The organism is Prevotella multiformis DSM 16608, assembly GCF_000191065.1.
Lineage (GTDB): Bacteria > Bacteroidota > Bacteroidia > Bacteroidales > Bacteroidaceae > Prevotella > Prevotella multiformis.
This window is the reverse complement of record NZ_GL872283.1, coordinates 1,606,947-1,620,261: the sequence shown is the minus strand read 5'-3', so window position 1 is coordinate 1,620,261 and position 13,315 is coordinate 1,606,947. Positions and strand designations below refer to the sequence as shown.

The window sequence follows — 13,315 nt, the reverse complement described above, 5'->3', positions numbered from 1 at the left end:
ATATCATGAAAGGAATGCCATACTGATATTTCAGAAGTTCCTTATATTGTCCTGGGGCCGCACTCACCCGTCCCTTTGAGTCGCGGTAATCATATATTTCCTCTCCGTGATCGGACAGGTAAACCATGACAGCATTCGTCTTCAGGTATCTGTTGATGATGTGACTGATGACCGAGTCGTTATAGTATGTGGCATTGTCATAGTTCGCAATATCTTGCAGCTTGCTTTCTGTAAGATACGAATCCCTCCGCCGAATGTCCTTGATCGTGAATCTGTTGAAAGACTTGTTATGGGGGTATCTTGAGGCTGCGTCTATATGCTGTCCCCAGAGGTGGAACATGATTAGGTTGTATTTTCCTGTTGGTTTCTTGTTCTTGAAATAGTCCTGGATAAGCTGGTCGTCATAACGGAAAGTCTTATCAGATGAAGCGGTATAAGATAGGCTTGCTATGGTCTTGTTGTATAGGAATGAATTGGTTGTAAACCCTGTAAGCCCTTCTGTCACGTCCGTTTTCTGATTATCCCAATAGTATACATCGAAGCCGGCCCTTTTGAATATGGCAGGGAAGAATGGCGTGTGATACCATTTCTCATTATCCATCAGGGAATTGCAGCAGAATGTATTCCTTATGGTGAGTGAGGTTGCTGCATACGCACTGACCACGTCATTGAAGATGTACAGGTTGCCTTTGGCTTTCTCTTTTGTTAATCTTGGAGTTGTCAATAGAGGATAGCCATACAGGTTGGAGTGATATTTAATATACGATTCGCCGATGATATATACGACGTTTAAAGAGTCATTATCGGCGACAGTCCCCTTCTCCGTCTTGTAAGAGGCTTTGACAGCTTCCTGTAATTCGTTTTCGGTTGTCCGTATGCTGTTGAGGGAGAAAATCATCTTCGTGACGGTATCATAAGGAAAGGTGTCTTTTATCGGCAAGTCATCGGTGGTCTTGCTTTTTGCGATATGATAAAAGATGTCGAATTGGCCGAAACCGAAAAGGACTGTAATGACAGTGCCCCACAGGAAGGCTTTTCTTGCAGTCCAGCTGGTTTTCTGTGATATAGAGTTATCGATAAGATCGTGTCTCCATTCTGCCATTACAACTGTCATGAGTGCAAAACAAATGACGATTATGGAGATAATCCCATTTCTGGAGAACAGATAGGTGGACAGAAATTCTGTTGCCTCTCTGCTGTTGGTCTCCCCAATGAACGTGATGATCTGGGGCTGTATGATGAGATGGAAGACCAGCCATAAGAAGACATTCAGCCCGAAAAGGGAAAGGCCGATGGCATAGAACACAACTTTCACCCATTTCTTTCTTGTGTAGCAGATGATTGCTGTAAAGACATAGCTGACGGAAAGCCCTCGTGCGAGATCTTCAAATACAATCGGATCAAGATGGAATCCCAGCATTCCTGAGATGAAAAACTTGAGTGTAGACAAGCTGATGAGCAGGAAGAACAGGACAAAGAACGGGAACTCACGGCGGATAGGAGATGAGAATCCTTTGAGGAGTCCCTTTGCGAAACGGGTCAGGCCGTTACAGATGTCTGCTTTCCCAAATGACGGATGTGGTAGCATAGCTGTGAAAAGTTCCCTTGCTGCCCTGTGGAACCTCTGTGTTTGTTGTATATTTCCACATGATATGAAAAGCGTGGGCAGGCTGGTTGCCCGTCCTTGCAGTCCGTTATCTTCGTATGGCTGTCGCAGGTAATCCCGAGCAGCACAGAAGTCCACGCTGATATGTAAAGATTACCTGTATGTACTCGGAAGGGTACATGTGGAATCCTGATATACACATCTGCAGAAATCTACTGTAACTCTGTTCCCGGCTGTGATGGATAGTCCGTAAAGTTTTGGACTGCCAAGAAAAAGCATTGGCAAACGCCTTGTCATATATGTATTTTCTTCAATTCTCTCTGCCTGTGCGAAGAGAAAGATGAATTCTCTGCAAAGGTACTTCCTTTTCCCGACAATCCATGAAAAAGTTTGAGAAAAGCGGACACGCACTGAATATTGAAGGGGGCAAAACCGGCTGTGTAGCCTATGTGTCCTGCCTCCTGCGACCATAGGTCTCTCTTGCACATTACGACAGACGGTTCATACCATGATGTTATACGCCCCTCTTTTTCAGCTTGTACCCTATAGCCTGTCGTCTGAGAAAGAACTGTCAGATTCATATATGCAATGTTTGCTTTTCCATGATCACAGATAAAGGGATGAGAGGACAGCGGTATATTGTGTCGGTGCAAACCCTCAGCACGTATGGTGTTCACTGGCAACACGATCGGTGTCGGGCATCCGCACATCTGAAGGAAGTGCGAATACTGGTTTGTTCCAGTTACTGCAATAGGTGCTTTTCATCGACATGGGTGTGGCACGGGAGGCTTTTTCAGGTTCTTCCGTTCAATGCGTGGATGTTTTCATATAGCTTTAACGGAAGAACCGAAGTGATTGATGAAACAAAAACATGGCCAAGACTGTCAACTGTCTATCCTAATCATCAGCCTCCGAGTCAAAGACCTTTTCATTTTAATACGTTGAAAAGACAGACAAGATTTTGAAAAACCATTACATGATTTCAAACAAATCATCTGTAAATGTAAAGAACACGTGCAAAAAGCGAGTTTGTAACCAGCTGTCAATCAATCGGTTGTCAAGTCGTTCGTAAAAGGTGCCTGATTGGACTTCAAAAGGGCGTTGGTAACACGCTAAAGGAGCACCCATTGCAGATCAATCAGGCATCTTTTAGAAGCCAGAAGAGCGTGTGTCAGCTTTGAACTGCACAAAAATATTTACAAACACTGATGATCTGAGAATAAGTTGTTTGTAGAAGACGGAAAGACAGGCTGACGGGCAGGCATCGTATCCATTTGTCTTTTCTGCATTTTATCCTGTAGTTTACCCTCCTTTGCAAGACCATCCGTTTTGGGAGAGTCATACTATGCAAGTACACAAGCCCTTTATTCTATTCCCATCTATCCATTTAACGGAAGAACTTTTTTTCTTATCTCGGACGCGCGTCTTTCAGCATCACACACAAGCGATATTTGCAGGAACGATAAGCGGGGGCTGCCGATGTGTGTCGGTAGTCCCCGCTTGTTGGATGGAATTTTTGTTGCTGCGTCCTGTTCCTTGCTTATAATCTGCAGACGGTATTAGATTATCGCGAATCTGTAAGGAACTGTTGTCCGTCGTAATTGTCGTCTTCCCATAAGTCAAAGTCATATTCCTTTGCACCTGCCTCTGTACCGCCGGGAGCTTCTGGGGCGGTCTCACTGTGCTGTGAGAAACCGTCTAATAAGTTCTCACAGGATAGCTTGTGCACTTCGATTGTTGGGATCAGGTATTGTCTTTTCATTGTCGTTTCTTTATTTTAGGATCTTTCGGCCTTTGTAAATGTATATCCCCTTTGGCAGGTCGGACAGTGCTGAACGCCTGCCCAGGCATACACCCTGCAGCGTATAGATGTTGTCATCTTCGTATAAAGTGAGTGTACTCAAGCCGGTGGATTCGTTGATGAACTGCATCTTGGCAGGTGCGGCAGCATCCGACTTCGTCTGGAAGTAACAGCGATAGGCAGGGATGACGACACCGGCATTGCTGTTTGCCTTTACAAAGCTGCCGTCAGCTGCTGTATAGATAAAACAGGATGTTTCTGCTGTTGACACCTTCGTCACCTTGGCCATTGTACCTGCAAAGGTGTAATCTCCAATTGTTGCAGGAATGGCATTACCAGAAAGTACAGCCTTGCCACGGAACGGAATGAGGCATTTTTCGGTGCTGTTGGCTATAAAGACGTAAGGCTTGAAAGCCTCTATCGAGTTACAGGATTTGAAGGTGAAGATACCATTTGCTGCTCCCGTCAGGTGATAAATCTTACCGTTGAGCTGTACAGCTTCTGTCGGACTGATATTGAATGGCAGGCAGAGAGTACTCTTCACATTCCCCTTAAATTCGCGTTCAAATAGATTGTCGGTGTTGCTGCCTGCACCGGTTCTCTCGCTCATCGTGTAATAGCCGCCATTGGTAAAGGCGTATTCATTGCTTTTCTGTGTGCCTGTGGCTACTCCATCATTGAACATGATATTTTCCGGTGTTCCTGTAACGTTGCAGGTCCACTTCCATATTTTGTTGCCATTGGCTGCCTTACCGATGTATTCGCACTGCTGTCCCGGCCAGCTGCCACCCGTATAATTTGAATGACTGTCCCATGCCCAGCAGGCAGCTTTACCCCACGATGCAGGCGATTCAAAGAAGGCTACTGTCTCGCTGTTACTGAAAGTAAGCGGATCTACTTCACCTATGACACGCTCATTTTTATACTGGGCAGTATTATCCGTTGCCTTTCTGTTGTTATAGGTATAGAACACATCGCTGGTTATACCCCGCACATCGTCCGTCTTTGTAGCATCTCCACCCTTGTTGAGCAGGAAGTTCAGGCGGTCAGCCTTCAATGTCATATAATAGAATACCTTGTCACCCACCTGCCTTTTCTTTGTCAACAGGGTTCCCGGATAGCCATCTGTGAGCGGACTGTCATTGTCCGTCCACGCATAGAGATAGAGCGGCTGCTCGTTTGCTTCCACATATACCGTGATGTCCTTTGCAGGGTTTGTCTCCTTATAGAAGGCATAATTCGGGTTTTCTGCCGTTCCAGCCGACACGAGTGTGTAGCCTTCCGTGTCAACACCTTGCGGATAACCGCTGATAACCATAATCTTACTGCGCTCGCCCTGCACAATGGTTACATAGCCGCCATCGTAGTATTTCCCTGATACAATCCTGCTCTGATTGGTGATACCCGCCTCTTTACGTGCGGCAATCATCTTCGCGAGCTCGGTCTGATAGGCTTTCCAGTGCGGAAGGAAGATACAGGGTGTACCCGGCATTGCCAATATGAAGGCATTGGCAGCCAGGATGTTGTTCTGCAACTTCTCGCCGTTTTCGTTGCGATAAGTATCGTGATTGTCTATGAAAGTCACCGCATAGCGGCTCATGTTCGGGTCTCCGGCTACCCCCTTAGAGGTCAGTGCTCCCCAGTTACCGTTTCCGAAGGCATCGTTAATGATATATTTCAATGGGAAATCGAAGGCTGCCGAGGTGTAGCCGGTTCCTTTGATCCAGCCCACCACATTGTCATAATTGGTATCCCAATACTCTCCGACAGAAAACTCCGGCTTAGCATCTTCGTTGTATATCTTGATGAACTCCGCACCATAGCCCTTCACCATATCGTATCTGAAACCCTTGTAGCCCATTTCCTCCTTGAGGAACTGCAGATAGGTTTTTACGTTCTTCTGCACATTTTCGCCCTTATGGTCTAAGTCACGATAGCCGAAGTGGTCGCCAGTATCGTAATTACCAGAAACTGGGAACTTGTCGTTTGCCTCGTCATCCCGGCAGATGTCAGCCAATGACCATTTAAGTTTCTTCCCCTTCCATTCTTCTTCCGGGAAGTCGCACCAGTCTTTGTCGCCGCTCTTGTGATTTATCACCACATCTTCTATCACCGCTACATTCCTGGCATTGAAGGCGGCAATCATCTCTTTGAGTTCTTCCTGCGTACCGAAAGAACTGTTCTGATTGAACCACCACACAGGGTTATATCCCATGCTCTTGCCGTTGATACCGGTATTACAATAACCGCTCTGCGGCACCCAGATGGAGTTGAAACTCCGGCTGATGACATCGGCTTGTGACTGCAATTTTGTCCAATGCGTATCTTCGTAGGAGTCCCAATAGAAGGCTTGCAGCATAACGCCCTGATACTTGGAGGGCCATCCCTGGCTGAATCCCTGCTGTAACGACAGCAGGAATGAAAATAATAAAAGTAATCGTTTCATCTTATATATTTAGGTTGTATATATCTTCGGGTTTGTCCTGCAAATGTACTGTTTTAAGCCGTATTGAATGTAGATGCTGGTGATAATCAGCGTTTTTCATCGTGCAAACGTTTGCAGAAGACAGCGGGGCAGGCTGTGGTGTCGGTGACATTGCAAGGCCGAGGGTCGGAGCGGAAGGGGCGCATAGGGTACAGACAAACGGCTGGCAATGAGGTGTTTCCCTGGTGTGGGCGTGGTACGGGAGGTGTCTTCATGAATTTGGATGCCCTCGTGAAGAGGCGGATGCGGAGCCGGTGACACGCCGATACCACGGAGGAGACACGGTGGCGGTCGTCTGGAGAAATCTCACCTGGCCGACATCATGCAATCGATTACGCAAAAATTGATTTAAATCATGTGCGGCAGAGTTGCGATTCTGCATTAATTTGATTAACTTTGACGAAAAATAACTATCCCAACTCTATATGAACGTACAGTTTCACATTGACTACCAGACCTACTATGGACAAGATCTTGTCCTGAACATCATCACGGGTCAGCACAACGGGGCGCATGAGGCCTCACAGTACAGAATGCGTACGGCAGACGGCTGCCACTGGGAGGTGGAAGTGAAGAAAGACGCCAAGCCCGGCACGCAAGTAGACTACTTCTACAGTATTTTCCGCGGCGACAATGAGGAGCGCAGGGAATGGGGGGTAATGAACCACAGACTGGAATTCAATGCAGAACGCAGTCTGAACTACCGTGTCTACGACCACTGGAGCGACCTCCCGGAGGATGCTTACCTCTACACTTCCGCCCTTGCCGACTGCATCGTGGGGAAGAAACTGACGAAAGCGAGACTCAACAATTACAACAAGGCTGTAACGCTGAAGGTGCGTGCGCCGCAGTTAGGTGCGGCGGACGAGCTGTACCTGTCAGGGGCCGAGCCTGCACTGGGGGCGTGGAACGTGAAGAAGGCACTGAAGATGGTGCAGCACAGCATCAACGAATGGAGCTTTACCCTGGATGCTGCAAAGCTCTCGGGCAGCCAGCTTGAAATAAAATTCTTCATCAAGAACCGCGACAACGAGGCAGCTCCGGTATGGGAATACAGCAACAACCGGATGCTGGAACTGCCCGGCATGGAGGAAGGAGATGCCATCGTCTACGAACTGGACGAGGCGTTCTTCCCGGTTCCGGCCATCCGCGTGGCAGGAACACTGGTTCCGGTGTTCTCGCTCCGTTCGGAATCGAGCTTCGGCATCGGCGACTTCGGCGACCTGAAGAAAATGGTCGACTGGGTGAGCCAGACCGGACAGCGTGCGCTGCAGATTCTGCCGATCAACGACACCACCATCACCCATACATGGACGGATTCCTATCCTTACAGCTGTATCTCGGTCTTTGCCCTGCATCCGCAGTATGCCGACCTCACGGCATTGCCGGAGCTGAAGGACAGGAAGCAGCGGGAGAAATTCGAGGCACTGCGCAAGGAACTCAACGCTCTGCCGCAGATCGACTATGAGCGTGTAAACGACGCAAAGACGGAATACCTCCGGCTGCTCTTTGCGCAGGAAGGGGAGAAAGTGCTGGGAAGCAGCGCCTTCAAGGAGTTCTTTGCCGAGACTGAGAGCTGGCTCGTTCCCTACGCACAGTACTGCAACATGAGGGATAAATTCGGGACAGCCGACTTCTCCCGGTGGGCAGACCATAAGCAGTGGGACGAATCCGACCGCAAGGCGCTGTCCAATCCCAAGGATGCAGCCTACAAGGAAGTGGCGTTCTTCTATTATGTACAGTTCGTGCTGAGCAGCCAGCTGAAGGCTGTCCACGAGTATGCGCAGGCACACAGGGTCATCCTGAAAGGAGACATTCCCATCGGCGTGAACCGCTACGGCTGTGACGTGTGGACGGAACCTCGCTACTTCAACCTCAACGGACAGGCAGGTGCTCCGCCCGATGATTTCTCCGTCAACGGACAGAACTGGGGATTCCCCACCTACAACTGGGACGAGATGATCAAGGACGGCTGCCAGTGGTGGGTCAACCGCTTCCAAAACATGGCGAAATACTTCGATGCCTACCGCATCGACCATGTACTCGGCTTCTTCCGTATCTGGGAGATTCCCATCAGCTCGGTTCACGGACTGCTCGGACAGTTCGCACCGGCTCTCGGCATGAGCCGTGAGGAAATCGAAGGGTACGGACTGCACTGGCAGGAGGAACTCTTCACGGAGCCGTTCATTACCGACTGGGTGCTCGACCGTATCTTCCGTGAGCATGCCGATGAGGTGCGGCAGAAGTATGTGGAGCACGTATGGGGCGACCGTTACAGGATGCGTCCGGAGTATGATACGCAGCGAAAGGTGGAGAAAGTGTTTGCGGGTAAGAACTCCGAGACGGATGTCTGGATCCGTGACGGACTCTATGCCCTGATCAGCGACGTGCTCTTCGTACGCGACCACAAGGATCCGAACCGATTCCATCCACGCATCAGCGTTCAGTTCGACTTCATCTACGAGAGCCTCTACGACAGCGACAAGGCTGTATTCAACAAGCTCTACAACGACTATTTCTATCGCCGCAACAACCAGTTCTGGTACCAGGAGGCAATGAAGAAACTGCCGAAACTGGTGAATGCCACCCGTATGCTGGTCTGCGCCGAGGACCTCGGAATGGTGCCCGACTGCGTGGCATGGGTGATGAACGAACTGCGCATCCTCAGTCTGGAAATCCAGAGTATGCCGAAGGATCCGCATGTACGCTTCGGGCATCTCAGCGAAAACCCGTACCGGAGCGTGAGCACCATCTCCACACACGACATGGCGACGCTGCGACAGTGGTGGGATGAAGACTGGGCACGTGCGCAGGATTACTTCAACAGTATGCTGCACCGGGGCGGCCCGGCACCTCATCCGCTGCCGGGATGGCTGGCAAGAGACATTGTCAGCCGGCATCTGACATCGCCGAGTCTGCTGTGCATCCTCGGTATCCAGGACTGGATGAGCATTGACGAAGACCTCCGTCTGGCTGATCCGAACGCCGAACGCATCAACATTCCGGCCAATCCGAAGCATTACTGGCGCTACCGCATGCACGTCGGCATTGAGGACCTGATGAAGAACAAGGCCTTCAATGAGCAGGTAACCGACCTGATCAGCCAGGCCGGCCGATAACAATAGAGAAGGCGGTGACGGGGCTCTTTCGGTTACCCGTCACCGCCTGTCTTCGTATATTGTCGTCTGATATTGCCTGGCATCGCCTGTTATTGCTCATGACCTCGCATGGTCTCCCGTTATCTTCCATTCCGCCCATCTCCGCTTATTATCGTTTGTCCCCACTCACCATCTCCCATCACCGCCTGTCTCATTCCTCCCTCTGAAGGGCTGGGCCAGGCTTTTATCCTCACACAGACAATGAATATAAAATATCATCTGGCAGCATCCATTGCCGCCCTCTTTCTCTCACAGAATGTTTCCGCCCAGCAGCGTTTCAACGAGATGTCCTATTCTCCCGGCGAGACGACTTTCCGCCTCAACGCCCCTTCCAAACCGACACTTCGGCTCTACGATGCGGGACGGGGAGGGAAAGCCTACAAGAAAATAAAGCTTGTACAGAGCGGTGACAACATCTGGACTGTCACTGTGAAGGGCAATCTGAAAGGCAAGTTCTACACGTTCGACATCGGACATGGAGAGACACCGGGCGTATTCGCCAAGGCTGTCGGCTGCAACGGAGGCCGCGGTGCCGTCATCGACATGAAGGAAACCGATCCGGCAGGCTGGAGCACCGACCGGCGTGTATCGACGAAAAGTCCGGCAGATCTGGTCATCTACGAGCTGCATCACCGGGACTTCTCCGTCGACCCGTCATCAGGTCTGGTACACAAAGGTAAATTCCTCGCACTGACCGAACTGAAGGCCATTGACCATCTGAAAAAGCTGGGCGTCAATGCCGTCCATATCCTTCCTTCCTTTGACTTCGCCTCTGTGGACGAGTCAAAACCGGGCGTACCGCAATACAACTGGGGCTATGACCCGCTGAACTACAATGTGCCGGAGGGCAGCTATTCCTATGACGCCGACCTCCCCTCACGCCGCATCATGGAATTCAAGCAGATGGTGCAGGCACTGCACAAAGCGGGGATCAGAGTGATTCTTGACGTGGTTTACAACCATACCTTCGACCTTGCCAACAGCAACTTCGAACGTACGTTCCCCAAGGCTTACTACCGCTACAATGCCGACGGCACCCCCTCCAACGGGTCGGGCTGCGGCAACGAGACGGCAAGTGAGAGGCTGTTGATGCATGACTTCATGCTGGAGTCGATGAAATACTGGGTGGACGAGTACCATATCGACGGCTTCCGTGTAGACCTCATGGGCATCCATGACATCCAGACCATGAACGACATCCGCCGTGAGCTCAATGCCATCGACCCCGGGATATTCGTCTATGGCGAGGGATGGAGCGCCGGTACGTGTGCCTACCCACAGGAGAAACTGGCGATGAAAGCCGCCATCCCGCAGATGCCTGGCGTTGCCGCCTTCTCGGATGACATACGCGATGCACTGCGCGGCCCCTTCTCCGATGACCATAAAGCCGGTTTCCTCGGAGGTGTAGCAGGGCTGGAAGAAAGCCTGAAGGCAGGCATAGCGGGTATGATCGCCCATCCGCAGGTGGATTATTCGAAGGTGAACTATTCCAAAAAGCCATATGCCACAGAGCCGACACAGATGGTCGCCTACGTCAGCTGTCACGACGATATGTGCCTCGTCGACCGCCTGAAAGCCTCTGTCCCGGAGGCTGAATACGACGAGAACGAGCTGATAAGGCTGGACGAACTTGCCCAGACGGCCGTCTTCACTTCGCAGGGAGTGCCGTTCATGCTCTCCGGAGAAGAGATGCTGCGCGACAAGAAAGGGGTACACAATTCCTTCAACTCGCCCGACAGCATCAACCGTCTCGACTGGAACAACCTCAAGGTCTATCCACAGGTGTTCAGATACTACAGCGGCCTCATCCATCTCCGCAAGGCGCATCCGGCTTTCCACATGGGCAATGCCGACCTTGTCCGCAGACATCTCGAGTTTCTCCCGACGCAGGACTGTCTCGTTGCTTTCCGCCTGAAGGAGCATGCCGGCGGCGACAGATGGAACGACATCTACGTCGTCCTCAACGCCAACAAGGAGCTCCGCACGGTCAATATCCCTAAAGGAAAATACACCATCGTATGCGCCAACGGCGAAGTAAACGAATCCGGACTGGGCGAGATGGAAGGCGGCGAAGTGATGGTAGACGGGCAAAGCGCACTGATTCTTCACAATTAAACAAGGGAGCTTATGAGCCTGACAGGGACTGATCAGGCCCATGAATCCCGGCACAACAATAATGAACCGAATATGAAATTCAAACAAGTTTTCAGCAAGTCTGTCCTCCTTTTACTGTTCACTGTGTCAATGCCAATAGCCGCCCGTCAACGTCCATCCGCGCCTGTCATATCGCGCATCGAGCCTGCCAGCTGGTTCGCCGGGATGCAGGATCCGACACTCCAGCTGATGGTCTACGGCAAGGACATCAAGTTCTCGGATGTGTCCACCGACTATCCGAATGCAAGGATAGACTCGCTCGTGCGGCTCGACTCGCCGAACTATCTCCTCGTTTACCTCAACCTGAAAGATGCGAAGCCAGGAGAAGTGACCCTCAGCTTCACGAACAAAAACGGTAAGACCACCCGACAGAAGCTCCAGCTCAAAGCCCGTGCCATGGCCGGTGCCGACCGGAAAGGGTTTGACAACTCGGATGTTCTGTACATGCTCATGCCCGACCGCTTCGCCGACGGCAATCCGAAGAACGACATCGTCAAGGGCATGCAGGATCAGCTCTGCAACCGCAACGAACCGAGTCTGCGGCACGGCGGCGATCTGGAAGGCATCCGACAGCACCTCGACTACTTTACCGACCTCGGCGTGACAGCCCTTTGGTTCACGCCGGTACTGGAGAATGACCGTCCTGCTGACGGCGGGAAATACAGTACCTATCACGGATATGCCACCACCGACTACTACCGTGTCGACCCGCGCTTCGGTACGAACGAGGAATACAAGGCACTTGTCGACGCCTGTCACAGGAAAGGACTGAAGGTCGTCATGGACATGATCTTCAATCATTGCGGCGACTACCACCCCTGGAACAAGGACGTACCGTCAAAAGACTGGTTCAACCATCCCGGCTACGGACTGCAGACAAGTTACAAGCTCACCCCTGTTCTCGACCCGTATGCCAGCAAGGTGGACATGGCGGAGACCGTGGACGGGTGGTTCGTGTCGTCCATGCCCGACCTCAACCAGCGCAACCCGCATGTCATCAAGTACCTTATCCAGAACTCCGAGTGGTGGATCGAGACCGTCGGCATCGACGGCATCCGCATGGACACCTACCCCTATGCCGACCGCAAGGCAATGGCAGCGTGGATGAAGGCACTCGATGCGGAATATCCCAATTTCAACGCCGTGGGCGAGACATGGGTCACAGAGCCGGCTTACACGGCAGCCTGGCAGAAGGACAGCAAACTGTCGGACATCAACAGCTACCTGAAGACTGTGATGGACTTCGCCTTCTTCGACCGCCTTTCACAGGCGAAGCACGAAGAGACGGACGATTGGTGGAAGGGACTGAACCGTATCTACAACTCCCTCTGCTATGACTATCTCTACACCAACCCGTCATTCGTGATGGCATTCATCGAAAACCACGATACCGACCGCTTTCTCGGAAACGGAAAGGACTCTACGGCTTTGAAGCAGGCTTATGCCCTCCTGCTGACGATGAACCGCATCCCGCAGCTCTATTATGGTACGGAAATACTGATGAACGGCACCAAGGAGGTGACCGACGGCAATGTCCGCAAGGACTTCCCCGGCGGTTTCCCGGGCGACAAGGTCAGCAAGTTCACGTCTGAAGGACGCACTGCAGCCGAGAATGCCATGTACGACTGGATCCGCCGACTGCTGCACTGGCGGCAGAACAACGAAGTCATCACCCGTGGTTCGCAGACACAGTTCATCCCCTGGCACGGGGTCTATGTGCTTGCCCGTCAACATAAAGGCAGGACCGTACTCACCGTCCTCAACGGAAGGAAAGCCGACAACCAGCTTGAAGTCGGACGCTATGCCGAAGTAATCGGAACACATGCGACAGCCACCGACATCACCACAGGCAAGTCCGTCGACCTGACCAGGAACATCCCGCTGGGACACCGTCAGACAATGATTCTCAGTTTCTGACAGGTGTACAGAACACAGGGTTACATTCCCTTTTCCTGCGGGAAAGGAAGGTCTGAGGGTCGTGGGACACTTTATTCCACCTTAATTATATACAACAGCAGGGGCTGCCGGCAGATGCCGGCAGCCCCTGCTGTCGTGAATGGAGGATGGCGGCAGGGAGTCTGTCGTTACAGACGATGTCCTGGCATCGCCGT

Annotated in this window: 6 protein-coding genes; 3 read left to right on the top strand and 3 right to left on the bottom strand. The window is 51.5% G+C overall.

Annotation, left to right across the window (positions count from 1 at the left end):
* The 3 genes from HMPREF9141_RS12005 to HMPREF9141_RS11995 form a co-directional block, all read right to left on the bottom strand.
* Window positions 1–1,588: phosphoethanolamine transferase family protein (locus tag HMPREF9141_RS12005; RefSeq protein WP_007369043.1), on the bottom strand; the 1,588-nt coding region annotated here is incomplete at its 3' end.
* Window positions 1,589–3,170: 1,582 nt separating this feature from the next.
* Window positions 3,171–3,368 carry a hypothetical protein gene (locus HMPREF9141_RS12000; RefSeq protein WP_007369040.1) on the bottom strand — a complete coding sequence of 66 codons (198 nt, stop codon included), beginning with the start codon at window positions 3,366–3,368 and terminating at the stop codon, window positions 3,171–3,173.
* A gap of 10 nt (window positions 3,369–3,378) precedes the next feature.
* Window positions 3,379–5,853, bottom strand: a complete 2,475-nt coding sequence (locus tag HMPREF9141_RS11995) for an alpha-amylase family glycosyl hydrolase (RefSeq protein WP_007369039.1) — start codon at window positions 5,851–5,853, stop codon at window positions 3,379–3,381.
* A gap of 464 nt (window positions 5,854–6,317) precedes the next feature.
* Here HMPREF9141_RS11995 and HMPREF9141_RS11985 point away from each other — a divergent pair, with 464 nt between their 5' ends.
* The 3 genes from HMPREF9141_RS11985 to HMPREF9141_RS11975 all read left to right on the top strand — a co-directional run bounded on the left by HMPREF9141_RS11985 (window position 6,318) and on the right by HMPREF9141_RS11975 (window position 13,121).
* Window positions 6,318–9,011, top strand: coding sequence for a 4-alpha-glucanotransferase (locus tag HMPREF9141_RS11985; RefSeq protein WP_007369038.1), 2,694 nt, complete (start codon window positions 6,318–6,320; stop codon window positions 9,009–9,011).
* Between the two features lie 240 nt (window positions 9,012–9,251).
* Window positions 9,252–11,165 carry a type I pullulanase gene (gene pulA, locus HMPREF9141_RS11980; protein WP_007369037.1) on the top strand — a complete coding sequence of 638 codons (1,914 nt, stop codon included), beginning with the start codon at window positions 9,252–9,254 and terminating at the stop codon, window positions 11,163–11,165.
* A gap of 72 nt (window positions 11,166–11,237) precedes the next feature.
* Window positions 11,238–13,121, top strand: coding sequence for a glycoside hydrolase family 13 protein (locus HMPREF9141_RS11975; protein WP_040555125.1), 1,884 nt, complete (start codon window positions 11,238–11,240; stop codon window positions 13,119–13,121).
* Window positions 13,122–13,315 lie beyond the last annotated feature (194 nt).

Excerpts from the sequence above, each read along its gene's own strand:
- pulA (WP_007369037.1), top strand. The coding sequence starts at position 9,252 with ATGAATATAAAATATCATCTGGCAGCATCCATTGCCGCCCTCTTTCTC.
- HMPREF9141_RS12000 (WP_007369040.1), bottom strand. The coding sequence starts at position 3,368 with ATGAAAAGACAATACCTGATCCCAACAATCGAAGTGCACAAGCTATCC.
- HMPREF9141_RS11995 (WP_007369039.1), bottom strand. The coding sequence starts at position 5,853 with ATGAAACGATTACTTTTATTATTTTCATTCCTGCTGTCGTTACAGCAG.
- HMPREF9141_RS11975 (WP_040555125.1), top strand. The coding sequence starts at position 11,238 with ATGAAATTCAAACAAGTTTTCAGCAAGTCTGTCCTCCTTTTACTGTTC.
- HMPREF9141_RS11985 (WP_007369038.1), top strand. The coding sequence starts at position 6,318 with ATGAACGTACAGTTTCACATTGACTACCAGACCTACTATGGACAAGAT.